This is a genomic window from Limnospira platensis NIES-39, assembly GCF_026000695.1.
Taxonomy (GTDB): domain Bacteria; phylum Cyanobacteriota; class Cyanobacteriia; order Cyanobacteriales; family Microcoleaceae; genus Limnospira; species Limnospira platensis.
In genome coordinates this window covers 6,775,503-6,801,682 of sequence record NZ_AP026945.1, presented here as the reverse complement: position 1 = coordinate 6,801,682, position 26,180 = coordinate 6,775,503, and the positions used below count along the sequence as shown (strand labels likewise).

General features: G+C 43.2%; 19 protein-coding genes. 7 read left to right on the top strand and 12 right to left on the bottom strand.

What is annotated here, in order from left to right; genetic code table 11:
• Positions 1-3: 3 nt before the first annotated feature.
• The 3 genes from purN to leuC all read right to left on the bottom strand — a co-directional run bounded on the left by purN (position 4) and on the right by leuC (position 2,900).
• Entirely contained in the window at positions 4-666 is a 663-nt protein-coding gene (gene purN / locus N39L_RS33145) for a phosphoribosylglycinamide formyltransferase (RefSeq protein WP_014277559.1), read from the bottom strand.
• A gap of 123 nt (positions 667-789) precedes the next feature.
• Positions 790-1,395, bottom strand: a complete 606-nt coding sequence (gene leuD, locus N39L_RS33140) for a 3-isopropylmalate dehydratase small subunit (RefSeq protein ID WP_006619842.1) — start codon at positions 1,393-1,395, stop codon at positions 790-792.
• 95 nt (positions 1,396-1,490) lie between these two features.
• A complete protein-coding gene (gene leuC, locus N39L_RS33135) occupies positions 1,491-2,900 on the bottom strand; it encodes a 3-isopropylmalate dehydratase large subunit (RefSeq protein WP_006619843.1) in 1,410 nt (469 codons plus the stop codon).
• A gap of 253 nt (positions 2,901-3,153) precedes the next feature.
• Between leuC and N39L_RS33130 the strand changes: the two genes are divergently transcribed.
• Positions 3,154-3,705: an SWIM zinc finger family protein gene (locus N39L_RS33130; protein WP_006619844.1), complete on the top strand. Its 552-nt coding sequence runs from the start codon at positions 3,154-3,156 to the stop codon at positions 3,703-3,705.
• A 58-nt stretch (positions 3,706-3,763) separates the two neighbouring features.
• Here N39L_RS33130 and N39L_RS33125 read toward each other — a convergent pair whose 3' ends face one another.
• Positions 3,764-4,633: an NAD(P)-dependent oxidoreductase gene (locus N39L_RS33125; RefSeq protein ID WP_081471261.1), complete on the bottom strand. Its 870-nt coding sequence runs from the start codon at positions 4,631-4,633 to the stop codon at positions 3,764-3,766.
• 208 nt (positions 4,634-4,841) lie between these two features.
• On the opposite strand from N39L_RS33125, the gene N39L_RS33120 reads away from it, so the two are divergent.
• A complete protein-coding gene (locus N39L_RS33120; protein WP_014277557.1) occupies positions 4,842-6,197 on the top strand; it encodes a hypothetical protein in 1,356 nt (451 codons plus the stop codon).
• 5 nt (positions 6,198-6,202) lie between these two features.
• Here the strand turns inward: N39L_RS33120 and N39L_RS33115 are convergent, their stop codons facing one another.
• The 4 genes from N39L_RS33115 to N39L_RS33100 are packed head-to-tail and all read right to left on the bottom strand — an operon-like array spanning position 6,203 to position 10,711.
• On the bottom strand, positions 6,203-7,483 hold the full coding sequence (locus N39L_RS33115; RefSeq protein WP_006619847.1) for a glycoside hydrolase family 10-like protein: 1,281 nt from the start codon (positions 7,481-7,483) through the stop codon (positions 6,203-6,205).
• A 15-nt stretch (positions 7,484-7,498) separates the two neighbouring features.
• Positions 7,499-8,776: a hypothetical protein gene (locus N39L_RS33110; RefSeq protein ID WP_006619848.1), complete on the bottom strand. Its 1,278-nt coding sequence runs from the start codon at positions 8,774-8,776 to the stop codon at positions 7,499-7,501.
• Between the two features lie 46 nt (positions 8,777-8,822).
• The gene (locus tag N39L_RS33105) at positions 8,823-10,052 is read right to left on the bottom strand and encodes a diaminopimelate decarboxylase family protein (RefSeq protein WP_006619849.1); all 1,230 of its coding nucleotides are present in this window, start codon (positions 10,050-10,052) and stop codon (positions 8,823-8,825) included.
• A 26-nt stretch (positions 10,053-10,078) separates the two neighbouring features.
• Positions 10,079-10,711 (bottom strand): hypothetical protein, encoded by a 633-nt coding sequence (locus tag N39L_RS33100; protein ID WP_014277556.1) that lies wholly within the window; start codon positions 10,709-10,711, stop codon positions 10,079-10,081.
• 120 nt (positions 10,712-10,831) lie between these two features.
• Here N39L_RS33100 and N39L_RS33095 point away from each other — a divergent pair, with 120 nt between their 5' ends.
• From N39L_RS33095 to N39L_RS33085, 3 genes are all read left to right on the top strand, one after another.
• Positions 10,832-12,610, top strand: coding sequence for an ABC transporter ATP-binding protein (locus N39L_RS33095; RefSeq protein WP_014277555.1), 1,779 nt, complete (start codon positions 10,832-10,834; stop codon positions 12,608-12,610).
• Positions 12,611-12,838: 228 nt separating this feature from the next.
• Positions 12,839-15,952 carry a CHAT domain-containing protein gene (locus N39L_RS33090; RefSeq protein WP_014277554.1) on the top strand — a complete coding sequence of 1,038 codons (3,114 nt, stop codon included), beginning with the start codon at positions 12,839-12,841 and terminating at the stop codon, positions 15,950-15,952.
• A 175-nt stretch (positions 15,953-16,127) separates the two neighbouring features.
• Complete coding sequence (locus tag N39L_RS33085) at positions 16,128-17,276, top strand: helix-turn-helix domain-containing protein (protein WP_006619854.1); 1,149 nt, start codon at positions 16,128-16,130, stop codon at positions 17,274-17,276.
• Here the strand turns inward: N39L_RS33085 and N39L_RS33080 are convergent.
• From N39L_RS33080 to N39L_RS33065, 4 genes are all read right to left on the bottom strand, one after another.
• Positions 17,273-17,725, bottom strand: coding sequence for a late competence development ComFB family protein (locus N39L_RS33080; protein WP_006619855.1), 453 nt, complete (start codon positions 17,723-17,725; stop codon positions 17,273-17,275). The two genes, N39L_RS33085 and N39L_RS33080, sit on opposite strands and share 4 nt — an antisense overlap.
• Before the next feature lie 105 nt (positions 17,726-17,830).
• The gene (dndE, locus tag N39L_RS33075) at positions 17,831-18,214 is read right to left on the bottom strand and encodes a DNA sulfur modification protein DndE (protein WP_006619856.1); all 384 of its coding nucleotides are present in this window, start codon (positions 18,212-18,214) and stop codon (positions 17,831-17,833) included.
• Between the two features lie 35 nt (positions 18,215-18,249).
• Positions 18,250-20,475 carry a pentapeptide repeat-containing protein gene (locus N39L_RS33070; protein ID WP_006619857.1) on the bottom strand — a complete coding sequence of 742 codons (2,226 nt, stop codon included), beginning with the start codon at positions 20,473-20,475 and terminating at the stop codon, positions 18,250-18,252.
• A gap of 253 nt (positions 20,476-20,728) precedes the next feature.
• Positions 20,729-23,068 carry a tetratricopeptide repeat protein gene (locus N39L_RS33065; protein WP_006619858.1) on the bottom strand — a complete coding sequence of 780 codons (2,340 nt, stop codon included), beginning with the start codon at positions 23,066-23,068 and terminating at the stop codon, positions 20,729-20,731.
• 183 nt (positions 23,069-23,251) lie between these two features.
• Here N39L_RS33065 and stpA point away from each other — a divergent pair, with 183 nt between their 5' ends.
• Together stpA and N39L_RS33055 are read left to right on the top strand one after the other, a co-directional pair.
• Positions 23,252-24,538 carry a glucosylglycerol 3-phosphatase gene (gene stpA, locus N39L_RS33060; RefSeq protein ID WP_006619859.1) on the top strand — a complete coding sequence of 429 codons (1,287 nt, stop codon included), beginning with the start codon at positions 23,252-23,254 and terminating at the stop codon, positions 24,536-24,538.
• A gap of 588 nt (positions 24,539-25,126) precedes the next feature.
• Positions 25,127-26,137, top strand: a complete 1,011-nt coding sequence (locus N39L_RS33055; RefSeq protein WP_035737285.1) for a rod shape-determining protein — start codon at positions 25,127-25,129, stop codon at positions 26,135-26,137.
• Positions 26,138-26,180: the final 43 nt, after the last annotated feature.

The following is a 26,180-nucleotide window of genomic DNA, read 5'->3' as shown; positions in this document are numbered from 1 at the left end:
AAATTAGGTTAACGGCAATTTTTGGGTCATCAAAGCGATCGCCCCAACCATAATCTGATGTTCACATACTTGAATGCGCTGATGGAGAGTTTCGGGGGTATCTTGGGGTAAAACGGGGACAGCCGCTTGCATCAAAATCGGGCCGCTATCAACAGCCAACTCGACAATATGAACCGTGCATCCTGTTATTTTAACTCCCGATTCTAAGGCTTGTTCAACGCCACGAATACCGGGAAAACTGGGCAATATGGCGGGGTGTAGGTTAATAATTTGGTGAGGAAAAGCGGTCACCAAAACCTGGGTAGCAATTCGCATCCATCCCGCAAATACAACTAAATCAAGATCATATTGATTGAGGGTATCAACAACCTGCTGATCAAAAATTTCTCTAGTGGGGTAGTCGCGGTGGTTAACCAGAATAGTGGGAATATCAAACTTTTCGGCGCGTTGTTTAACCTTAGCCTTGGGGTTATTGTAAACTAAAACCTGTATTTGGGCGTTAAGTTGTCCATCGCGTATTTTTTGGGCAATTACTTCAAAATTACTGCCACTACCGGAAGCCAAAACCCCTAATTTGATGGGTTTTCCGGGAATAAATAGGGGGTCAGGTAAGGGGGGATAAATTAGATAGGGTGTAGAATCAATGGGGTTTTGATAGGGAATCATGGATTTAAGCAATGATATCGCTGCTGTGGCTAGAAGAATTCCGGCACTTGAGTAAGTATACGCGAAACGGGAATAGGTTAGGCGAAATATTCAACCCAACCTACTACCAAAGCTGGGGAAAGATTATGCGATCGCCGAATTATCCCATTGCAAATAGGGCAACTTAGCAGCAGTAGCGCCGATTTGGTCACTATTAGCAATCAACTGACCGCAATTATCCCAACTACCATTAATAAAAGACTGTCGCGATCCTTCATTCATGTTCACATCAATAGTTAGGTCGCCGCCGTGAACTTTCAGCGACCCCAGATCCATGATAATTTCAACTTGGGAATTTTGCTGTAATAACTGTTGTAATTGTGTGACCGCCTCTGGTGTAGCCGTGACACAGGGAACTCCGATCGCCACGCAATTACCCAAAAAGATTTCCGCGAAACTTTCCCCCACAATGGCTTGAATGCCCCATTTTGCGATAGCTTGGGGGGCGTGTTCTCGGGAGGAACCACAGCCAAAATTTTCATTAACCACCAAGATATTAGCACCTTGATATTGTGGGAGGTCAAAGGGATGGTTTCCGTTTAATTGTTGACGGTCATCAGCAAATACTTGTTGTCCTAAACCATCAAAGGTTACACAGCGTAAAAACCGGGCGGGAATGATGCGATCGGTGTCAATATCACCACCAACTAAGGGGATACCGCGTCCTGACACCTTGTGAATTTTACTCATGATTTTTGACTAGGAAGATTCCGATTAGTTAACAAGAGGAAATAAGGAGAGTTCCCCCCTACCCGGTTGCATCAGGTAATGGGGGTACTAATTAACTAGGCTTCGATTAACTTACGAACATCGGCAACTTTTCCGTTAACCGCCGCCGCGACTACCATGGCGGGACTCATTAATAATGTGCGTCCGGTAGAGGAACCTTGACGGCCTTTAAAATTGCGATTAGAAGAAGATGCACTAATTTGGTTTCCCTGTAACTTGTCAGGGTTCATAGCCAAACACATAGAACACCCGGCTTCTCGCCACTCAAAACCTGCTTCTCGGAAGATTTGATCAAGTCCTTCAGCCTCAGCGGCTTGTTTAACTCTTTCGGAACCGGGAACTACAAAGGCTTTCACCCCGGCGGCGACTTTGCGACCTTGGGCAAATTTAGCCGCCTCCCGTAGGTCGGTTAAGCGTCCGTTGGTGCAACTTCCGATAAAGCAAACATCAACTTTGGTTCCCTCAATGGGAGTTCCGGGGGTAAACTCCATATAGCGGTATGCTTCTGATGCGATCGCCTGATCGCTGGGGGGGAGATTTTCCGGTTTAGGGATGACCTCATCAACGCCAATACCCTGTCCGGGAGTAATTCCCCAAGTGACGGTGGGGGGAATATCAGCAGCATCAAAAGTTACCACATCATCATAAACCGCATCGGCATCACTGCGAATTTGTTGCCACCAGGCGATCGCTTTATCCCAATTTTCGCCTTTGGGTGCAAAATCGCGGTCTTTGAGATAGTCAAAGGTGACTTGATCGGGGTTAACATAGCCACAACGTGCGCCACCTTCAATAGACATATTGCAAACAGTCATCCTTTCTTCCATTGACATGGCTTCAATGGTGGTGCCGGCGTATTCGTAAGCATAACCCACGCCGCCTTTAACTCCCAATTGGCGAATCACATGGAGGGTGACATCTTTGGCGTAGACCCCTGGGGGGAGTTGGCCGTTAATTTCAATGCGACGAACTTTGAGTTTTGATAAGGCTAGGGTTTGGGAAGCGAGGACATCCCGAACTTGGGAAGTACCGATACCAAAAGCGATCGCCCCAAAAGCGCCGTGGGTCGAGGTGTGGGAGTCTCCACAGGCGATCGTCATTCCCGGTTGAGTCAGGCCTTGTTCCGGTGCGATTACATGGACAATGCCTTGATTACCCGAACCGATATTATAAAATCGGATCTTGTGTTCCGCACAGCTTTTTTCTAAGGCTTGCATCATCTCCTCAGCCAGGACATCCACAAAGGGACGGGCCTGATTTTCCGTGGGGACGATATGATCCACCGTGGCGACGGTGCGTTGTGGGAATAGGACTTTCAATTGGCGATCGCGTAACATCGCGAAAGCCTGGGGACTTGTCACCTCATGGATCAGGTGTAGACCAATGAAGAGTTGAGTCTCACCGGATGGTAGGGTTCCCACTGTATGGAGGTCCCAAACTTTATCAAATAGTGTTCCTTTGCTCATAAAACCATCGGTTAATCGGCGTATCCAACGCGCTGATATATCTGCCCTATTTTAACCTGTTTGGGAACGGTGGTAAAGCGGGGCGACGGCTCGACCCCCTCAAATGCCCTAATTTCCAAACTATCTGAGGTTTTAGCCCCCGATCACTTTTCCGATTTGCTATAATAGAGTTAACAAAAGAGCGCTCTCCCCCCTTGATTCTGGATAGAGCGCTCAGTCCCCAATATTTTGATCACAAGGGTATAATACCACAATGAGTAAAAGTGCGATCGCCACCGCTGCTAACAGCCGGTTGGGGTTTTATTCTTCCCCTTTGGTAGAGCCAGAAACCCCCAAAATTTCCCCTCTCATTTCTCAATCCATCAAAATCGAAAATATTGATACTATCGGCCCCGGCAATACCCCGCGACTCGTTTATAAAACTTCCGCTGGTCGTTGCAGTCGTCTCGTATCTAAAGCTGATTTTGCTAGGGTTTGGTCTTGTTTTCTGTCAATTCGAGGCGTAAAACATTCCCGAATTTTGGAGATTAACATCACCGACCACAGCTTAATTATCCAGACCAATCAAGGCACGGTTGCCGTCGATAAAAACCAGGCTAAAATGTTCCTATCTCGCTATAATCGAGTAGCCCTAGAACCTCTACAAGTGCGCCTAATCCCCCAAGGTGCAGTAGTTTGGAACCCCGATCATCATACCCTATCCTTAGTAAAATCGGGAGGATGTACCTGTGAAGATTGGCGGTATCGGCAAACCATTTGCAAACATCAAATTGCTGCCCAATTGTGTCAGATGTCATCTAATTAATTAAATTTATATCTCCCAGTAGTTAAAAAATACTATTGGGGGATATTTTATGATATAATTAAATGGGGTTTCTGATGCTTTCTACTAATGCCGAATAATCCAGGTCGCCCAAATCTAAATTGGTGATTGCCTGTGCGATTATCTCTTGCACCCCCGATAGTCCGGCGACATTTAACTGAGAGGCGATCGCTTCATTGATAAACAAATTAGTATCCTTTAACAGGTGCTTAGTCGGAAAATTGGGATCGGCATAATTCCCATCAACCATGCGTTGTAGCTTTTTATCAAAGGTCGGCGCATATAACGCACTATCCCGGAGAATTTTCATAAAAATTTCAACATCTGCACCCTGACGCTGAATAAAGCTGAGACTCAAGCCAAAGGCCGCCGTGAGGGACGCAATTAGTTGATTGAGGGCTAATTTCACAGCCGCCGCCGCACCGACTTCCCCAATTAGCATCGCCTCCCCCAGGGGTGCAAGGACTTTCTCCCACCGTTGCAACTGTTCGCCAGTTCCCCCCACCATAATCTGAAGTGTACCGGATTTTACCTGGGGAATGCTACCCAAAACCGGAGCCTCCATATACTCCCCCCCTACAGCAACTATTTTGTCTCTGATGGCTTGGCTTTCCCGTGGGCCAATAGTACCCATTTGGATGGCGGCGCGACCCCGCCAGTGTGGGCGAATATCAGCGGATAGTACCGTATTTTCAATGGCGGGCGCATCTGCTAACATCAAAATAGTGCAATCACAAGAGGCGATCGCATCTTTTACCGATGAGGCGATCGCTACTCCCCTATCCTCAAGAGGCTGTAATTTAGCAGCAGTGCGGTTATAGGCGACTACATCTAATCCCCCCTCCAATAGTCGCAGGGCGATCGGTCCTCCCATAAGTCCGGTTCCAATTAATCCAACTTTCATGAGCATCAATAACTTATTTGCAGTTATTGTATATCTTAATGATTGCCCAATTATTCCAATCAGACATTAACCAATAATATTTTCAAAACTCTTTGATTATAGACTACAATATGGGTAAGTGCTGACAGCAGGTTTTGCCAATGCTCACCCCTAAACCATAACGATCATATCAATGGGTAAATAGAAATCACTAGGAATATGTCAAGATTTAATCATGTCTAACCTATTTAATTCTGCTAGTTCCCCCGCTATTATTGAAGCTGTCGAAAAGCTGGGATATCGCGTCAGTAGCGCTGATGTCGCCATTCAAGCTGGCCTTGAAGTTAACCTCGCTCAACAGCAACTTTTAGCCCTAGCATCAGAAGCCGGAGGACACCTACAAGTAGCTGAGTCTGGGGATATTGCCTTCCTATTTCCCCAGAATTTTCGCGCTGTCATGCGAAATCGATATTGGCGGTTAAGAGTTTATGAATGGTGGCAAAAAGTCTGGCGAATACTATTTTATTTAATTCGCATTTCCTTTGGGATTATGTTATTGGTGTCCATAGTCCTAATTTTTATAACCATTGCAGCGATTCTATTTTTTGGCGATTCTAATCGCAACGGTGGCGGTGGCGGCGGTGGTGGCGGCGGTTCCCGTGGTCGCGGCCTCATTTTTATTCCCCACTTTTGGTTTCACCCTAACTCCTTCTCATTCCTGAGTTGGGATAATGGCAATTATTATCGCCAGCAACAGAAGATTACCAAGAAACAGAAGAAAGAGAAAATGAACTTCTTTGAAGTCGTGTTTTCTTTCCTGTTTGGAGATGGCAACCCTAACTATAATTTAGAAGCGCAGCGTTGGCAGGAAATCGCCACAGTAATTCGCAATAATCAAGGTGCAGTAGTAGCTGAACAAATTGCCCCTTATTTGGATAATTTGGGTAACGCATATTCCCAGGAATTTGAGGACTATATGCTGCCAGTTTTAACTAGGTTTAACGGACAGCCAGAAGTGAGTCCCCAAGGACAGTTAGTATATCATTTTCCCGAATTACAAACCACTGCCACTAAATATCGACCCCAACCCGTCCCCGCCTACCTCAAAGAAAATAATTGGAAGTTTAGCAATGCTACTTCTAATCAGTTAATGTTAGCAGCGGGTTTAGGTGCGGTTAATTTCGTCGGCGCATTGATTTTAGGTCATTTACTAGAAGATGGCGCAATAGCAGCACAAATGGGTGGCTTAGTGGCATTTGTGGAGATAATTTATCCCCTACTTTTTGCCTATGGTGCGGGTTTTATGATTGTCCCTTTAATTAGATATTTTTGGGTACAGTGGCGCAATGGTAAAATCGCCGTGCGTAATGAATACCGCCAGTCTCATGCGATCGCCTTAAATCAAGCTGATGATACCCTTCAACAAAAGTTAAAATATGCCCGAAAATTCGCCGCAGAAACCGTCATTAGCAATCAGGATTTGGCTTATACCACAGAAACCGATATGCTTGACCAAGAAGCTGCTAACGCTGATAAAATTGATGCAGAATGGCAGAAACGTCTCAACCAATCTGATGGGAAATCCACCTAAAAACTCTAGTCTACAATCGATTCTGAAAACATCATCTCAAACACCTGACGACGTTTTTTTGGTGAATCAGGCGTTAGGTAACTCCAGAGTGTTTCCCAGTAGAAAAAACATACACCATCTAAATGGCGATCGCGTACTTCTTGCACCTGTGCAGCAATCTCCTTAATCGCCACAGGATTATGCAAAGTACCGCTTAAAATACCGATACTTAGGGGAACTTTTTGTTGAGTAGTAATCAGCGAATGGTGTTCCAGTTCTTTGATAAATCCTTCTAAGCTATTGCGATAAACTTGTAACACAACTTCATCTATCCAGCCACGATTGACCCAAGTTAACCAATCCTGTAAATAAACATTATAGGTAAATTCGTATGGATTAGGAGATAGGGAAACAATACAATCAGGTTTCGTGGCTTTAATAGTTGTAACTAAATGTTCAATAAAGTCAGTAATTTTGTTAGAACGCCACCGCCGCCATTCCGGGTCTTGGGGATTATCTGGGGGAGATTTTCCCTGATGTTCCTGTTTGTAAAGGCTGACCGTATAGGGGTCATAACCAAACTCAACCGGAATACCGAAATGATCATCAAGTTGAATACCATCTATATTGTATTTCATCACCACTTCTATGATTAAATCTTCCAGAAATCTCTGGACTCCTGGATGTAAAGGATTTAGCCAAACATTGCGAATCGGACTTAATAGCAACAGCCTCCGAATTTGATTAAATAATCTGGCATTAACCGGCTCTGGTTCCGTGGTATATCTAGGAAGTATTAGCCTACCATCTTTGGTAGTTGTTACCCATTCGGGATGTCTCTTGACTAACTGAGAATTGATGGGAGCCATAAAACCATATTCTAACCAGGGAATTACTCGTAATCCGCGATTATGTCCTTCGATGACAATTTCCGACAGGATATCTCGTCCTAGTCGGCTGATATGTAGTAGAGAATCTTGGGATTGTCCGGTGACTCTGCGACTGACTGCACTCTTAAAAAATGTCGTGCCTCGGTTCCAAATTACTGGGTAAACTGTGTTAAAATTAAGGGTAGATAATTGGTCTAGGGCGCGGTTTATTCCCCAGGGAAAAAACAGAACTCCGCTGCTAACATTGGTTATCCATACTCCCCGAATTTCCTGTTCCGCACTAACGGCTGTTTGGTGTATGGTGACAGGCGGAATTGCGGCTATGGTTAATCCACAGGTTATTAAAATTATCAGGATTACCCGGATTAAAGATTTAGACAAATTTAGGGGTTTCACGGATTTGATAATTTTAGGCATTCAAGGGGTGGTGATTTAACCGAAACTCGAAGAAGCAAAGATAGCGATATCTGTAGATGTTCTGCCATCAACTGTGCTATAACTACTGGTAGTGTCATCTGACCACTTAGTAGAGTTTAAGTTAAATTGTCGGCTGAGAATTTGTAAGAGTTTGGCTGGTGGTAATGATTCTAATTCGACAAAATTTCCGGCTTCTAACCATGCTATTTCTTCCGGTGATAGGGTGGTGCGAATTTCGGAAGAGATGGCTTGTGATTGTGCCTCGAATGTCTCAGAATTACGGATAAAGAAACCTTTACTATTTAAAACTTGTTGGGGTGTTAAACCTACGTCATAAATAGGTATAGTAGTGTTGGCAAACCATTGAGGGGTATTCCGCAAATGATGGGTTAAGGAGACACCCCGAATAGTAGCGTCATGGACGGCATAAACTACTAATTCGGCATTGCGTTTAGCCATTTCTAAGATGGTGGAAAAAATATTTTCAGGGTATCCAGTAATACTGACAATTGCACAATTGTGATTGAAGTGAAAGTTATTAGCAATTAAAAATTGAGCGATCGCCGAATTATCACACACCATCAGGCGATCGAAACTATAGGAGGTAATGTCAGGACTAAGCACAGCATTACTCTCTGATTGTTTGGGAGGTGGTAAGAGTTTACCTATGGGACCATTAACTACACTCCAGAGATTTAACCAAGTATCTAATTCTGTTGATGCCATCGGAAATTTGTCAACAGCATGACTAAGCATTTGACGACGACTCTCTCCTATATATATCATAAATAAACCCAGACCTACACTCAGTAGGAAAATTATAAATCTGATACTGTTGGGATTGATAATCAGCAATATTACTGATGCAAATATCTCAAATAAACCGATAAATTGCAAAAATCTCGCCTGTTGTTTACGCAATGATACGGTTTGATTTTCTGACTTTATTTGTGCCGACAATATCTTCAAAGTTATGAACGAAACCAGGAGTGGCACAGAAAATAAAATAGTTACCCAAAAATATATAATCAGGAATAGTATGGCGTATGGATAGGGGGTAAATTTCTTCTTTCGGCCTAATTTGCGTTCAAAAAAGTAGATTAATTGTTTTTTGGTGAATAAAAGATTCCCCGGACCTGAAACTGATTCAATATATTTCTGAAAGCCGGGGTCACTAAAGGGAGAACCTGTTTTAGGTTCAAATACAAATTGATGTCCGCAACTTTTACATCTGCCACCATAGGCGGTGCGTTCTTTAAAGTTATTCTCGATACCACAATTGATACACTTCATAATCTGATTGTTTGATAATTAAACCTGGCAGCCAATTGATTTTAACTTAAATATCTACCTGCTGGGTTAAGAGAATATTATAATCTTCCCGTTGGCGAATTAACTGATGTTTTCCCTGTTTTAGTAAGACCTCCGCTGGTCGAGGTCGGTGCAGAAAGTGGGAAGACATGGCGTAACCATAAGCGCCACAGTCTAAAATAGCGAGGATATCTCCCCGTTTAAGTTGCGGAAGTTGGCGATTTTTTCCCAGATAGTCGCGGGAGTAGGTTGTATTCCCACAAACATCAGTAATATAATGGTTGGGTGTATCAGAAAATGGCACAATTTCTCGATAATTTCCATAGACTGAGGGAACGGATAAATTAGCAACTGTGGTATCAACTCCCACTATCTGTTTTGGAGATTGCCATTTAGTTGAGACTACTTGAGTTAATAGGGTTCCACAGGAGGCGATCGCCGACCTTCCTGGTTCAATAATTAAATCAATTTCTCGGTCAAGTTGATTAAGTTCTGCCGTGATTTGTTCCCCGAACAATTGCCAATCAAAGGCTGATTTTTGGTGTTGATAGGGGTAGCCAAAACCACCGCCAAAGTCCAGATATTGCCAATCTGGTAACTGCTGACCGATAGCTAACAGGGGTTTAATAACCTGGGTAAAAGAGGAAGTTGCATTAGTGCCAGTGCCGCGATAAAAATGCAGTCCGCTAATTTTTAAGCCAGCAGATGAGGCTATTTTGATGGCTTCTGGAAATTCCTGGGGATTAACACCAATGCGACTATCACCATTAATTTTCGGCAGATTTAGCCGAAATCCTAACTTAGGCAAAAAATCAGGTTTTAGTTGTTGGAAAACTTCCCCAAATAGCTGGAGTTGGTCGAGACTGTCTAAATTATAGGTAGTGATTCCCCAGTTTAATAATAATTGAAACTCCCGGTGATTTAAATTACTGCCACTATAAACTATTTGCTGGGGATGAAAGCCAGCTTTGAGTCCTAAAAATGCGTCTCCTGGTGTATTGGCGTGGAGTCCCCAGTTAGCCTGTTGAAAAATCTTGAGTAAGGCAATACTGCCATTGGTGACACTAGCGAATTTAAAGCGAGTTTTTGGATAGTTAACAGCCCCACCAATATGGTTAATTGTCTCCTGGAGAATCTCAGCATCATATACATACAGAGGCGAACCATATATATCTAGTAGTTTTTGCGCTAAATCGGCAGAAAAAGGCAAGTTTTGAGACTGGTTAGGGTTGATGGTTTTGGCTTCAGTGATATTCATTAATTATTAATGTGATTTAACTGCTGTTATTTAACGATAAATTCTGATTGGCTTAAAATACGATCGCCTAAAAACATTTCCACCTGCCAAGTTCCCGGTGGTGAAGTCGGACCCAACTGATGGCGACAGCGAGTATTCCAGACATTCTTATCAATTGTACGAGTTTGATAGCGATTTTGGTGGGCGAGTTGACCTAAAGGATTAATCCAATTACATCCTAATTCTAGTTGACGACCCTTGGGAGTTTGTTGTAACCTAACTTGATAGTAAACTGTGGGGGAGTTCTGAGGGTCTATGATGTCAAAATGACTAACCCGGTCGAATCGTTCTAAGGTCAAACGGCTTTGATTTGGGTTAGCATAAACTTGGGCGATCGCCTGTTGTTGTTGATAAAACCACAGGGAACCGCCACCGACAATAGCTACAGAAGCTAATCCCAATCCTATCATCAAGATTCGGTTTCGCTTGGTTTCTGCCGCCAAGACTTCCCGACGGCGAACCTGCATCAGCGCCTGATCAAGATTTTCAGTAGGTAAATTTAATTCCTCCAGAATTTCTTGGACCTGTTGGCGATCGAGTTCAGTTTCCTGCATTTGCGATAGGCGTTCAACCTCAGCAATCACCTGATCTAACTGTTGTTGAGTAAGTTTATTATTCATGTTGTCGGGTAAAATCAGCTAAAACAATCGAAAATTCATATTTGATTACAACTTCAATTGACAATTAGCAAATTCCAGAGACTTAACAACTGATATCCTAAACAAATAGTATTAATATCTGTGGCATCCTTGAAACAATCATCAAGTTACTGGCAACTATTGCCCTATGTTCGTCCCCAGTCACGAACGATCACCAAAGCCCTAACCTGTACCCTCGTGTTTACCGCATTTTGGCCGCTATTAGCTTGGCTAATGGGTCAAATAGCCGGATATATTGGTCGGGGGGATGTAGAAGCGATCGCCCAAATTGCTGGGGTTGCTGCCATTATATTTCTAATTCGGGGAACTGTCCAATATGGTCAAGATACCCTGATGGCCAAAGCAGCCCTAAGCATCGCCCTAGACCTGCGAAAACAAGTATATAGTCATCTTCATCGGCTAAATGTTGGTTACTTTGAAACCGCCAAAACCGGAGACTTATCCTATCGTCTCACCGAAGATATAGATAAAATTGGCGAAGTCATTAACAAATTATTTCATCAATTTATCCCCTGCATTTTGCAGCTAATAGTCGTTCTCGGCTATATGCTTTATCTGAACTGGAAACTAACCCTAGCCACCCTAATTATTGCCCCTCTGATGGCGCTATTAATTGGCTGGTTTGGGGAAAAACTCCTCGCCTTTACCCGCCAAAGTCAAACCCGTATTTCTAACCTTTCCGCCCTCTTGACGGAAGTATTTAGCGGCATCCGTTTAGTGCAAGCCTTCGCCGCCGAAGATTACGAAATATCTCGATTTTCCCTAGAAGCAGAACATAACCGACAGGCGAAATTTTTGGCGGAAAGAATTAAAGCCCTACAGTTTGTAGTAGTGGGGTTTTTGGAAGCTATGAGTGTAGTCTTTTTGTTTTTCTTAGGAGGCTGGCAAATTTCCCAAGGTCAGCTAACCGGAACAGGTTTTATTAGTTATGTGACCGCCGTAGCTTTATTGATTGATCCGATTGCTTTAACCACCAGTAATTATAGTGATTTCAAACAGGGAGAAGCCTCCTGCGATCGCATTTTTGAACTATTCGCCATTCAGCCAAACGTCATAGAAAAACCTGATGCGATCGCCCTTCCTCACGTCAAAGGAAAAGTTGAATATCGTCATGTCAGCTTTACCTATCCCACCTTTACACAAAACAGCCATAATTACAGCCAAGATTCTGCCCCTAATAAGCCCGTTCTCGTCGATTTTAATCTCTTAGTAGAACCAGGGCAAATGGTAGCCTTAGTCGGTGCATCAGGGGCCGGAAAAAGCACAATTGTTAGCCTCCTCCCTAGATTTTATGATCGCCAACAGGGGCAAATTCTGATTGATGATATAGACATTCGAGATGTCACCCTTCCCAGTCTCCGTAGACAAATTGGCATAGTACCCCAGGAAGTGACATTATTTTCTGGTAATATTGCCCAAAACATTGCCTTTGGTCAAACTGATTATAATATTGAACAAGTAAAATCCGCCGCCCAAATCGCTAACGCCCATGATTTTATCAGCCAATTTCCCGAAGGTTATCAAACCATAGTAGGGGAACGGGGAGTTAACTTATCCGGTGGACAAAGACAACGAATTGCGATCGCCAGGGCTGTCTTATTAAACCCCAGAATCCTAATTCTGGATGAGGCGACATCATCCCTAGATTCCGAATCAGAAACCCTAATTCAACAAGCCTTAGAAAGACTCATGGAGGGTCGAACCGTTTTTATTATCGCCCACCGATTAGCCACCGTCCGCCGCTCCGATCGCATTTTAGTAGTTGAACATGGTACAATTACCGAATCCGGGACCCATACTGAATTATTAGCACTTGGTGGTCGTTATGCTTATTTCTATTCCCAGCAATTTAGCAGTTAGAGAATTGCCGAACACTATTCCTAGACTCATTCCTCCCATTCTCCTTCTCCCTAGTGCAACCATCCCGGTGGAGAATAGGAACAATTAACGGAAATCAGATCAAGTCTGTGGTAAATAGCTATTAATCTTGGTAAAATTCGAGGGGGAGATCTTGTCGGGAGTGTTCCCATAATCTCTGGCTCTGTACCCCAAGTGCCAAACCGACCTAAACAATCAATCGCGATCGCAATGGATGAACATCTTCAGCAAGCCTACTACGAAATTGTTTACAGTTTGCTTGTATACTCTCCAGAGAAATATCTGCAAGTCCTCCAAGGCAATATGGCCGTAATTGACGAGGATTTTGTGCCATTTTTACAGGAAGTTTGCCAAGTTCTTGTAGAGCGAAATTGTGAAGAAGATGCCCAACGATTAACAGAAATAGCCACTCAAATTCAAGAGTTTGGCAATGTCTCGACTCTCATTCAGCAGAAAATTCCAGCCCCACAACCCCAACCCGTCGCTCAACCTGTACCAGCAGTGGCGACCACAGCATCCTCCCAAGTTTCTGACCAACCAAAACCTGAGTTACCTGTCCTAACTCCTGAACAAATTACAGCTAAACAATCCCAAGCTGAGGAACTTTTCAAACAGGGAGTTCAACAGTTCCAAAATAATGAATTCCAGGAAGCCTTTAAATCTTGGCAAGAAGCCCTGATTCTTTATCAGGAAGTCAATAACCATCGCGGGGCGATTAATTGTTTGGGTAAATTAGGTAATATCTATCATTCTTTAGGACAATATGAACAAGCTATATCCGCCCATCAACAGTGTTTAGCTGTAGCCCGAAAAACTCAATATCCCCAGGGAGAAGCCAACGCCTACAGCAGTCTTGCCCATGTTTGCTATGCTATTGGTCAACATGATCAAGCCTTGTTTGGCTATCAGCAGGCTTTAGAAATTACCCAAAAAATTAACTATCGTTTTGGGGAGGTCAATGTGCTGGGTTCTTTGGGTCAATTATACTCTACTTTGGGGCGCTACGAAGAAGCGATCGCCCATACGAAAAAAGCCGCCGAAAAAGCCGAGGAATTAGGTTATAAATTCGGAGAAACCAGCTTTTTAGCTAGTTTGGGAAGTGCATATACTGCCATCAAACAGTATGATAACGCCACGGCAACCCACCATCAAGCCCTGAAAATTGCCCGCAGTATTAATTATAATTTTGGGGTGGCAAATAGCCTGAGTAATATGGGGATGACCTATCAAATTAAAGGAGATTTAGAGCAAGCGATCGCCTACCATAAACAGCATCTCCAGTTAACACAACAAATGCAGTCAAGCCAAGGACAAATAATCGCTTTACTCAATTTAGGCGATACCTATTATCGCCAAGGAGAAGCACAGAATGCCATTGACAACTATCAACAAGCCTTAGCGATCGCCAAAGAAACCGGAGACCTGCGCCAAGAAGTCAAAGCCCTTAATAATTTAGGTCAAACATACCAAACTATTAAAGACTTTGATAATGCGATTCAAGCCTTTGAACAAAGTTTAGAAAAAACCACACCTTTAACCCTTCCTATGCACTGTTTACTAGCAGCCAGACATCTGGGGGATATCGGCTTTTCGCAACAAAATTGGTCCTTGGCTATATCAGGTTATAGTCGAGCCATTGACACTGTAGAAAACAGTTACACAAATATTATTCCCGCCACTCATCGCCACGAAGTTACTAGGGAAGTCGCCGGGTTATATAGTCGCATGGTGCAGACCTGTATTAATGCTAATGAGCAGCAGTTAGCTTTTGAATATGGGGAACGTTTCCGCATTCAACATTTAGTCCGCTTGCTGTCTAATAATTATGCCGGAATAGATCAACAATTAACTGAACTTGTCGAAAAATATCAACGGCTTCAGCAGCAAATTGACACCCTCCATTTTCGCCGTCAGTCCGATGAAATGAAACAGTTTGCCGCAGCAGGAATTCGGATGAATAGTATTGCTATATTCCGGGCGGAAACGGCTACACTCAATGGTTTAGCCACTCAAAATGACCAATTGATTAATCAGATCCGCTCCCTAGACCCCTTCCTGGCTGGTCTGCTGCGAGTTGAACCGTGGAGTCAAGAAATCCTACAGACTTTCATACATTCTCGAACGGCTTTATTAAGTTTCTATACATCGGAAAAATGCGCCTATATTTTTATAGTAAAACAGAGCAGCAATGATGATGCTTGGTCAGCTACAAACACCGTAGAAATTGCCCTGCATATATGTCCTGAACAACCAGGCGACAGCTTAGAAACTTGGTTGACTAATTATTGGCTAAAATTGGATATAGAAACTCCCAAAAATAGCCGCGATCGCATGAAAGATATGTTGGCAGAATTGGCTCAACGTCTGGATATAGACCGCCTAATTAGTGAACATCTTGTGGAAGTTGACGAACTGCTAATTATTCCGAATTTAGTCTTACATCGCTGTCCGTTTGTCGCTTTACCAATTACTGGCGGCGAGGAATTTTTAGGCGATCGCTTCCGGGTCAGAATCGCCCCCAGTAGCCATATTCTCAATTTATCCCGTCAAGTTAGAGAAGCCCGCCAGTCTCAGCCTCAGTCTCCGATCACAGCATTAAACATCTCAACCCCATGGGGATTAATGGGCAATTCTCAACCTACCTCACTACTAGCAACTTATGAATGTGCAGCCTTAGCTCAACGCTATTCTATCCCCTCAGAACAGTTGCTAAATGACAATATTAACCTCAATCAGTATCAAAAATTACTGAAATCTGCCCAGGTTTTATATATCGGAAATCCCATGAGCTTTAATATGGATAATCCCCTATCCTCTCAACTCAATTTAGGCACAGAATCTATATCTCTACAAGACCTGTTCAATATGCGATCGCCCCAAATCCTAGAAGTATTCATTTCCCGCTGTCAGACCTATACAACAGCTTCAGACCAAAACCGCACCTCTTCCCTAATAGATCAACAATTCATCAACTTTAGTAGTGCCTTTCTGGGTATGGGAGCCACAACAGTTATTTATCCCCTATGGTCAGCCGGAGAAATTCCCACCGCCATTTTTAGCCAATTCTACTATCAATATCGTCAAGAATTAAGCCCCCTAGAAGCCCTAAAACAGGCTCAAATTCGACTCAGAAGTTTAACCAAAACCGAGTTAATGGCAACTTACCAGCCCGAATTAGAGAGCTATTTTGAGCAGGTGAAAACTCCCGAAAACCTGAAACAAATTAATGACCAAAAAACCATTTTAGCCAGCCTCAACTTACAAGAATTTCCTTTTGCTAACCCCTACTACTGGGCTGCATTTACCTTAGCTGGGTTGGGTTAAGATAAATACCTAATTATAAGATATAGCCGACCTTCCCTGAAACCCTCCTCTAATTCAGCTATCTAGCCGACTTTACCGACACAGGACACAATCAAGATTCTTTTGATCCTCATCCGGACTGAGAATCAACCCATAGAAAAATGAATTATAGCACTTGGATTAGGGGAGACCGATAATGCACGATATTAATCCCACAGTTAACTTCAGCGCCGCCGGGATGGCTGCCGAGATTTCCTCAGAGGATATGCGATCGCTTTTATATAAGATTGAGGCAGAATTGCACAAGAGCGAAGTTTACCAGATTGCTATGCAAAGCCTCCAAAAGATGTTAGGGGAAGCCGCCACTAAAGCTGAAATAGTCATCAAAGCAGTTGGTAGAGAGGCGATCCAGCTTTCTGTTAAACAGTTAATCAGACAGCAGAGAATGATGTTAGTCAGCGCCGATCAAACCGTCATTATCCCACCGCCGCAGCCTTCCGTCCATTCTCCAACACCTCAGCCCACATCTGAAACCTCCTCATCCCCGTCAAAAGTAGAAGTATCTGCCAAAAAACCCAAACCTCCAACAGATAATTCTCCCGTATCCTCACCAGAGGATCACGATAAATCCCATAGCCAATTAAAAACCCGTCAAAAAGATCCCACCCCCAAACCCAAGACCACCACAGCCAAGAAGAAAAAACCTCAAAAACTCACCCGCGCACAAGAGGCGGAAAAATCTCAAAAAAGGCGGGAAAATTGCCTGTGTCAAATTGGCAAAAAATTACAAAAAACCCGCGCCGATAAGGGCATAACCTTAGCAGAAATTCATCATCACACTCTCATCCCAGTTAAAGTTATACAAGCGATCGAAAAAGGTCAAATAGATCGCCTACCCGAAGATATCTATTTGAGAGGGTTTATATGTCGTTTAGGCAATGCTCTCGGACTTAACGGCAGTGCTTTAGCCGGATTCCTACCCACTCCCAATCCTGACCCGACCCTAGTTCGTTCGTGGTCAAAAATTGAATTAGACTCTAGGTTTTATCTGAATTCTGTTCACCTATATCTGGGTTATACCGCCATTTTAGCAGCTTCCCTGGGTGGCATTGCTTGGATAGCGGATCAACCTCTCCCAGAAACTGAATTACCCCCAGATCTACCTGAGATTAAACCCGATAGTAAATCTGAATCCGAAGCCAAATCAGCCGTACCAGGTTTAAAAAACCATCAGCAAGGTATTGTTTTAGGAGCAGATATCGCCCCACCCGAAAGAATCTCCCCAGAATTAATCCCACAGGAATTAATCAGCATGGAGTTAAGCAACTTTATTCATAACCCCTAACGGTTGTAATAAGAGTTACTTTTACGCAAATATTTATATTGCTCAGGGTCTTTAGATCCCTTAGTCACGGGATGAGTAGCTGTGGTGGCAGTTTTGTGTTCCTCCTCATCCCCTACCAAGGGAGTCGAATTTCTCAACAAATCCCGCTGAACAGCAGCCAAAGCCTGACGCACTGCTATTTTTACCTGCTCATAACAGTCCTCAGTCCCCCGCCGCTTTTGATGTAGCCATCCTTCTCTACTGCAAGCATACAGAGGTGGTAAACGGTTTAAAGCATAGGTTTCTACCTCCACCCGTTTAATATATTGAGTTAGCCGAGGAGACATCGAAACTAACTGTCGTCGGACTTCCTCAGACACTAGATCTTCCATAACATTATGGTATTTCCTGGATTTAATAGTTGCCATAATCTCAATCCCCCAAGATTTACAAAAACCCGGATTAGCCATAACTCCACCGGGCTTAATATTTGTTACCTAAGCAAAACACCCTATCAAATACTTTCACAGTTGTCTCTTATTCACTATTACAGTAAACGTCTCGCACCAATACTTTCATTTTAACACTAAATCTGTTAAGTCTTCTAGGGTTTGCAGTTCACTATCCCCCGCCAAATAGCCAATACCTCGGTGTAAATGTAGCCGAAATTGTTGTTCGAGGGTTTCCGGCGAAGTTCCTAAGCCATCCTCATAACAGCGTTGTTTGAGAGCAGTTGTTAAAATATTAGACATCTCACCCGCAAACACTCGCCAGGTTAGTTCCACATTACTATAATTAGCGATCGGCACCGGAGAAGGGGGACTCGACTCCCCAAGGGAACGACAGAAACCCCAGCGACATAAAATATTCCATTGGTCAATTTTAGTGATTCGTTTCAGTTTAATCAATTGGTCCTTAGCTGTTTCCGATAAGCGAAAACGCTCAACTGGTGATTCCATAATCTCAGTAACTCTCTAACAGTTTCTGTTAAAAGTTATACATCATTTCTGATACAGCCTACAGTATTACTACCAAATAAGTTCGCCTTTTCAAGTTTAGCATTCCTTAAATCAGCCCCACTTAAATTAGCATGACGAATTAAAGTACAACTCAAATCAGCACCAGTAAATTTAACATTACTTAAATCAGCACGAGTCAAATCAGCACCCTTTAAATTACTCTGACTTAGATTAGCACCCCGCAAACAAGCACTTCGTAAACGACTTTTACTGAGGTCAACTCTTATTAACTCAGCATCCCGTAAATCGCTGCGGTTAAAATTAACTCGTCTCAGCTTCGCTCCATTAAAATTACCTTCTGTAATATTAGCTTGATAAAAGTTGGCTCTGTATAAATTAGCACCCTTTAAATTAGCACCCTGTAAGTCCGCACCTCTAAGATCTGCACCTTCTAAATGTGCCCCTTCTAAATTACCCCCTCGCAGGTTCGCATTGCGTAAATTAACCCCCCGTAGATTAGCATGAGCTAAATTAGCCTGGTTTAACTTAGCTGATTCTAAATTGGCATTACTTAGATCTGCACCCTTTAGGTCACAGCCTTCTAAACTGGCTGCCATTAAATTAGCTTCAATTAAACAAGCCGATCGCAAATTCGCTCGTTGTAACTTAGCAGTTGTTAGACTCGCATAACTCAGATTAACCTCTTCCAGATCTGCACGTCTTAGGTCTGCTTTTACCAGACTTGCCTCTTGCAGATTCGCTCCCTTCAGATTAGCAACAGCTAATTTAGAACCGTTAAGAATAGCATGGCTTAGGTTGGCTTTCGCTAAATTTACCAGTCGCAAATCTAGTTGAATTAAACTCATTCCCTCGAGGTTTTTTTCTCGCATATCCGCACCTGTTAAATCCATCTTTTTCAGGTTAACTCCTTTTAAGTTGGTCTGGCGCAGGTCTAGTCCTTGGAACTGAGAAAATAGCCGAGATGTTTCTAGCTCAGTGGCTGATGGTAAGATGCCATCCTCAGATTTAATTGAGACTAAATTATACTGAATATTTTCGGTGAATAAAGTAGAGACTAAGTTAAAAACCTCTAAAAACTGGATGACAATTTTACATTGCTGTTCATCGGAATTTTGATAATAACTAATAATCCTAGAAATGCACAAATCCAGATGCTCTCGACTGTTCGGAGAAATTAAAACTACTTTCATTAAAATAATTGCTAATGTCAAATGAGTAGCGTGCTTCATTGACAAAGTGAAATTAGGGGAAGGATTACCATTACTCCTCATGGTCAAAAATTCCAGTGTCTGATTACAAACTATCTGGATCATATTGGCATTCATCTGACGATCGCTCCATTGGTTGCCTAAATCATTTAGCATTTTATCTAGGCGGGAACTAATCACATTGAAGGGATGTTTGGAGTCAACATTCACCATTAAATAATCATAAAACTTATGTTTAAAGTCTCCGTATTTTAAGGGTTCTACTTGTTCTAAAAAATGGTCGGCTTTGACTTTGCTTTGGGAGACACTTTGAGTAGAAATAGCCTTTTTAATTAGAGTAATAACTTCCGCACCCAGATGAGTAGGATTTTTTAAATCCTTATGGGGATAACTGGCAGACTCAGAACGGGATAAATACATAGCTAATTCAAACTTGTATTTGTCCCGGAGTTGTTGTGATAAATTTCTCGCTACTTCTCGATGTTCCCAAGAGTTGTCAGGATTAGCATATTGAGAAACTAATAAATAGGTTTTATAGCGATCGCTCCAATTCTGATTAACCGTTACCTGTGTGACTGCCTTAATATCTTGATAATCAGAACTATTTAAAAATTTAATTAACCAATTATGTAAACAAATATGCTCTTCATCATCACCCCCAAAATCCTGCTGTCTAACTTCATTCAGCTTGGCAATTAGTTTTTGTACACACTCAGAATATCTCCCCACATACCAGTTATTGATTAAAATATAACAAGTGCGCTTGATTAATTCTTGAAATTTTTGCTGTTGATTTTTAGCAATCAGGTATTTCAAACTTTGTTTGATTTCCCGGTCAACCGGGCCAGAAAATTTCAGAAATATTGCTTCAAACTTAGCCAAAACTTCATCGGGTTTTTCCTGTTTTACCCTCTCGATAAAATACTGATAAATTTTCTCCTGTACTCTCTCAGTATCCGACTGATTATGATAGAATGACGAGGATTTTTCTCCCTGCTCATAAGTTCCACTAGGTTTGTCAAAACTTGCCATTGATAGCCCCCTTGAATTGCCCTACATTTACCATAATTGACCGAAATCAACCCGCAAATATCTACCGTTTTTGATTAAGCGTGTTCAGTCTAATTGAAGCTGTAAAGTCACTGTCAAAATTTGATCAAATTTGGGGATTTCCTCAGCCACAGCCAGCACTTACCTAGCAGCTATACCATTGTCAAAGGGGTGAGACTGGCTGTGTCTATGGTATGGACAAAATGAACTAACTTGATATTCCTCAACATGAAGCCTAAGAACGCAGCCGACGAGCGATCGGTTCCAAATTAGGATCAGTGCGAGCCTCTTTCCCATATCGGGGATTTAAGTTAATAGCCTGTTCCAGATGTTCCGTCGCCAAATCAACCTGACTATTTATGGCATAAGCCATAGCCAAATTATAGCAAGCATCAGCATAATCTGGTTGCACCTCTAAGGCCCGTTTAAAGCTATCTATTGCGATCGCATCCTGCTCCAATTTTAGCAAAGTATAACCCCGATAATTCCAGGCTTTGGCCAAACTCGGATCACAGTGAGTCGCCACATCAAAAGACTTAACCGCCTCCTCATAACGTTCTAACACATCCAAAGCCATACCCCTATTTAACCAAGCCACCCCATCATCTTGATGCACCTTCACCGCTCGATCAAAAGACTCAAACGCTTCGGAGTGGCGCTGTAACTTTCCAAGAGCCACACCCCGATCAACCCAAGCCTGATGGTAATCTGGCTTCAATTCTAACGCTCGATCATAGCAAGCGATCGCCTCCTCAAGCCGCCTCAAACGGCTTAAAGTCATACCCCTATTTAACCAAGCTCGATAATCATCAGGTTTCCGCGTCACCACCTGATTAAACATTTCTAAAGCCGTCTCAAACTCACCCTTAGCAAAATAGGAATTACCCTGATGCACATAATCTTCCGCCGTCATAAACAGCTCAGGATTTGCCGCCTTAATCTTAGCCAGTTCCTCATTAACCCCTGCTAACTTCTGCAAAATTTCTGACAAAGCAGACTCAGCGATAAAAGTCGGCGAAATCTCAGCCAACTCCTGCAAAATTCGTTGTTTATCAGTAGTCGCAGACTCTTGCAGCATCACCAATTGTGCCAAGATTTCATCCTTTTGATTTTCTGCTGCCGAATAAACCGTTCCCAACTGTTGAATAATCCGCTGTTTTTCCGATTCTGCATCAGACTGCATCACCGCCAACTGTTCAGACAATGTACTTTCAAACTTATCTAATTTCTGGAAAGTACCATCTTTGCGATCGCGAATTTCCGTTTTCAAACCATTTAACTGACTTCCCACATCAGTTTGCAATATTTCCAACTCTTGTAAAACCCGCTGTTTCTGATTTTGAATTCCCGTTTGCGCCTCCGTCACCTGAGCCACAAACTCACTTTCCAATTGTTTAAGAGACTGAAACTTATCCCGAATCCGATCTTGAATTTTCAACTGAGCGTCAGCAATTTGAGTCGCCAGAGTCTCCCCTAACCTCTCCAAATCTGATAAAGCCACTTCCACCTTCTTCTGAGCTGCCAATTCCGCTTCCTCACGAATATTTGACAGTTGAGGCGAAAAATCCGCCGCCATTTGGCTGATATTTTCTAACACCAAATCCCGTTGTTTTCTCACTTCCTGTTGTAACTGCGCCAACTGAGTAGCAAACTCCCGTTCCGCACCCTTTAACAGAGACAATACCGCTTGTTTTTGTTCATTAACATCATCTGGCACTCTCGAAATATCCCGCGTTGATACTTCCCCAAGCTGTTTCAAATTATCAACAATTAACCTTTGTTCCTGTTGCGTCTGCCCCTGCAATTGTGCTAATTCTGTAGAAAATTGACCAGCCGACTCCTGCAACTCCTCAAACCAGGCCTCTCGCCGATTTCCCAAATCATTATGAACCTGAGAAAATTCATTTTCCAGAGTATCCACCAACCTCTGTAAATCCTGTTGAGCCAACTCCCCCCGTTCATCCACCTGTTGCTTCAGCTCTCCCATACGAGCCGTTAATTCCCGTTGTAAATGTTCCCGGGTTTCCCGTAGTTTCTGAATCTGCTCCTCAAACTTTAGTAGCACCTGTTCCCTCGACTTCACGAACTCAGATTGCATAGCGTTCATTTCTTCTCGCCGAGTTCCCAGATCTTGCTCAAAACCCTCAGCTTGCTGATTCAATTGACCAGCTAACACCTCGGTATTTTTCATCAAAGTTTGTACCTGTTCATTCCCACTGGTGATTTTATTTTCCAAGTCCCCCAGTTCGTTTAGATGGGTTTCCACAATTCCAGTAACTTCATGAATGACCGATCGCCGTAAAATCCATAAAGCAGCGATCGCCGCCGCCAACAGCAAAGCCAACAACAACAGCAGCAGATTAAACAAAGCCATTGTCCGGCTAAAAATTTGGTTCGCTTCCGCCTGTACCGCCTCCTGTAGTCGCAGTTCATTCTGTAATCGTTCCACCTCCGCCGGACTGACCTCGACGGGGTTAGACTGACTACGGGCCACATCAACCGACAGCACAAAGGCTGAGATCATAATACTACTTACGGACATTAATGCTAAAACGGCTCGATTCTGGCGCTGCATTACAATTCCTTCCTTAAAATCAGAGTCAGTCGAGAACAGCCGGAACTGCCCTGCTTGTATATTTAATAATCATTCTAGTCTATCGCGATTTTGCCATAGCCTGGCTCATTCTGCCAGACATGGCTTGGGAAAATACCAGCCACATGGTATAGTGGCGATCGCGCGGTCAATTTTTGCTCCACCATGACACCATTATCCCAAATCCCATTGCACCAGCAGTCTCTGTCCCTTGACCATCAGACCCTCACTCAGGTTTTGGTTCAGACTCCAAACCTCTTGATTATTCAGGACTTGGATGGGGTTTGTATGGGATTGGTCAAAGATCCCCTTGATCGCCAGATTAGTTTAGATTATGTGCGCGCCGCTTCCCTGTTAGATGGTCATTTTTACGTTTTGACCAATGGAGAACATATCGGCACTCGTGGCGTAAATGGTATTATTGAACGAGCCGTTGGTGATCCGAACTTAGTAACCAAACAAGGGCTTTATCTTCCCGGTTTAGCCGGGGGCGGCGTGCAATGGCAAAATCGCCAAGGACAAGTATCTCATCCAGGCGTTACTGATGCTGAGTTGGAATTTTTGGCGATCGTTCCCCGTGAAATTCGCGCCCGATTAGAAAGATTTTGTCAGACACATCAGGATATTTTTGCCCCTGAAGATATAGAAAAATGTATTGATGCTTCCGTTTTGGATAATCAAGCCTCACCAACCGCTAACTTAAACTCATTTTACGATCGCCTCCATAACCACCATCAAGTTTATGCCGACTTACAACAAGACATTCATCAGTTAATGATCGAGTTATTAGAAAAAGCCAAAGCCCAAGGCTTAGAAAACTCATTTTTTGTTCACTATGCCCCCAATTTAGGGCGAGATACACAGGGTAAAGAAATTCTACGTCCGGCAAAATTAGGAGACTCTGGTACTACGGATTTTCAGTTTATGATTAGGGGTGCAATTAAAGAAGCTGGGGTTTTAGCTTTGTTGAATCGTTACTATTTTCAACAAACCGGCAGTTATCCCCTCGGCGCAGATTTTAATGTCCGCCAGTGTCCCCAGGCGATCGCTGATCTATTAGAGTTAGTCAAAGCTAATTTTGATCCCCAACAAATGCCTTTAATCGTCGGCGTAGGTGATACCGTAAATAGCCAATCTCAAGAGCTAGATGGTCAATTAGAAATCCGTCGTGGTGGAAGCGATCGCAACTTTTTATTATTAATTCAGGAAATTGGCAAAGCATTCCATACCGGAAATATTATTATCTATGTAGATAGTTCCCAGGGAGAAGTGAAAAATCGCCAGCCTCTTAAATTAGGAACCAATGAAGATGGAATACTAGAAGTAGTGGCTGGACCCGGCGACCCCCTAGACACAGAAGATCCCCTCACCCTCAATGTCGCATTTCCTCAAGGACATCTCCAATATATTGACTTTTTCCAAAAAGTTGCCCAAGGTAGATGCAGTTCATAGAGCAGCCGCATCAACTGTTATCCTTTCCTGTTTCACCATCAAAACAGCCTTGAATTATATCAAATAATCATCGTCAACCCGGGTGAGCAAAACCAGTAGACCCCGATTATAAACCAAAATTATATATATATTATCTTCCCATAAGTCCAGAACCAGGATGATATTTGAATTGATCTATTTTGTTTGTCCTGAAACCTTGCCTTGTCCACCGAACCCTTACATTAGGGCTGACCCAGTTCAGGGATATGTATAGCAGCACATAGTCAAGTCTTCACTGAAAGACTAGACTCTGAGACCAAAACATACTACAATCCACATCGGTTCACCAGGATTGACTCAAACCAGAAAACTGGTTATAACTTCCAGTGAAATTCTGCGTTTGAGAAAAAAAATATGCCAAACTGCTAGGGTGTCATCTTAGCAATAGCTTTCTCGTATTCCAGTCAACCGAGTTTGCCAGTGCTGTTTGTGCATAGTCTAAGTTGTATCGTATCAACATAGCCAAGATAGCGTTGAATAAAGAATTAATCAAAATTGGGGGCGTAAACACCAGTGGGCTTTTTTAATCGCTTTTCCTTATCACGGGACATGGGCATCGACCTAGGAACCGCAAACACCCTCATTTATGTATCAGGAAAGGGAATAGTTCTGCAAAAACCATCCGTAGTTGCCATTAACGAAGACGACAAAACACCATTAGCCGTGGGAGAATCTGCCAAAAAAATGTTAGGCCGTACCCCTAAAAACGTCAGTGTTGTACGTCCTCTGCGTAATGGGGTGGTGGCAGATGTAGAAGCGACAGAACAGATGCTGAGAGTATTTATCCGGGAAGTTAATGACGGGAAAAAACACCTTTTTGCTCCTCGGATTGTAATTGCCGTTCCCAGTGGTGTGACTGGGCTAGAACGACGGGCCGTAATTGAAGCGGCCACCCAAGCCGGAGCCGGAGATGTCAAACTGCTAGATCAATCCATCGCCGCAGCTATTGGCGCTGGTCTTCCGGTGGTAGATCCCACAGGCAATATGATAGTTGATATTGGTGGCGGAACCACAGAAGTAGCTGTACTCAGCCTAGAAGGAAACGTGCTGAGTGAGTCCCTCCGAGTCGCCGGGGATGACCTAAACGAGGCGATCATCCAATATATGAAAAAAGTCCATAATTTAGTAATTGGGGATCAAACCGCTGAAGAGATTAAAATAAATCTAGGTTCAGCTTATCCTATTGATGGCGAAGAACAATCTATTATGGAAGTCAGGGGGATTCATTTACTCTCAGGATTACCTAGGACTGTCACCATTAAAGCCGCAGAAATCCGCGAGAGTATGCTAGAACCACTATCAGACATTATTACAGCCATTAAGCGCACCCTAGAGCTAACCCCCCCAGAACTAGCCGCCGATATTATTGATCGAGGGATTATGTTAACCGGGGGAGGAGCTCTGATGAGAGGCTTAGATGCTCTGATTAGTCACGAAACTGGTATTGTCACCCATGTGGCTACAGATCCCCTTTCCTGTGTAGTATTGGGAACTGGACGGGTTTTAGAGAATATGGAACAGTTTGAACGGGTATTTACACGACAATCACAAAATCCGTAGCTGTTTGGTTAAATAATTTGTGTAGGCTGCTGCGGAGGAATAG

Excerpts from the sequence above, each read along its gene's own strand:
- stpA (WP_006619859.1), top strand. The coding sequence starts at position 23,252 with ATGACACCATTATCCCAAATCCCATTGCACCAGCAGTCTCTGTCCCTT.
- purN (WP_014277559.1), bottom strand. The coding sequence starts at position 666 with ATGATTCCCTATCAAAACCCCATTGATTCTACACCCTATCTAATTTAT.
- N39L_RS33070 (WP_006619857.1), bottom strand. The coding sequence starts at position 20,475 with ATGGCAAGTTTTGACAAACCTAGTGGAACTTATGAGCAGGGAGAAAAA.
- leuC (WP_006619843.1), bottom strand. The coding sequence starts at position 2,900 with ATGAGCAAAGGAACACTATTTGATAAAGTTTGGGACCTCCATACAGTG.
- N39L_RS33090 (WP_014277554.1), top strand. The coding sequence starts at position 12,839 with ATGGATGAACATCTTCAGCAAGCCTACTACGAAATTGTTTACAGTTTG.
- N39L_RS33080 (WP_006619855.1), bottom strand. The coding sequence starts at position 17,725 with ATGGCTAATCCGGGTTTTTGTAAATCTTGGGGGATTGAGATTATGGCA.
- N39L_RS33120 (WP_014277557.1), top strand. The coding sequence starts at position 4,842 with ATGTCTAACCTATTTAATTCTGCTAGTTCCCCCGCTATTATTGAAGCT.
- N39L_RS33085 (WP_006619854.1), top strand. The coding sequence starts at position 16,128 with ATGCACGATATTAATCCCACAGTTAACTTCAGCGCCGCCGGGATGGCT.
- leuD (WP_006619842.1), bottom strand. The coding sequence starts at position 1,395 with ATGAGTAAAATTCACAAGGTGTCAGGACGCGGTATCCCCTTAGTTGGT.
- N39L_RS33055 (WP_035737285.1), top strand. The coding sequence starts at position 25,127 with ATGGGCATCGACCTAGGAACCGCAAACACCCTCATTTATGTATCAGGA.
- dndE (WP_006619856.1), bottom strand. The coding sequence starts at position 18,214 with ATGGAATCACCAGTTGAGCGTTTTCGCTTATCGGAAACAGCTAAGGAC.
- N39L_RS33105 (WP_006619849.1), bottom strand. The coding sequence starts at position 10,052 with ATGAATATCACTGAAGCCAAAACCATCAACCCTAACCAGTCTCAAAAC.
- N39L_RS33110 (WP_006619848.1), bottom strand. The coding sequence starts at position 8,776 with ATGAAGTGTATCAATTGTGGTATCGAGAATAACTTTAAAGAACGCACC.
- N39L_RS33115 (WP_006619847.1), bottom strand. The coding sequence starts at position 7,483 with ATGCCTAAAATTATCAAATCCGTGAAACCCCTAAATTTGTCTAAATCT.
- N39L_RS33065 (WP_006619858.1), bottom strand. The coding sequence starts at position 23,068 with ATGCAGCGCCAGAATCGAGCCGTTTTAGCATTAATGTCCGTAAGTAGT.
- N39L_RS33130 (WP_006619844.1), top strand. The coding sequence starts at position 3,154 with ATGAGTAAAAGTGCGATCGCCACCGCTGCTAACAGCCGGTTGGGGTTT.
- N39L_RS33100 (WP_014277556.1), bottom strand. The coding sequence starts at position 10,711 with ATGAATAATAAACTTACTCAACAACAGTTAGATCAGGTGATTGCTGAG.
- N39L_RS33125 (WP_081471261.1), bottom strand. The coding sequence starts at position 4,633 with ATGCTCATGAAAGTTGGATTAATTGGAACCGGACTTATGGGAGGACCG.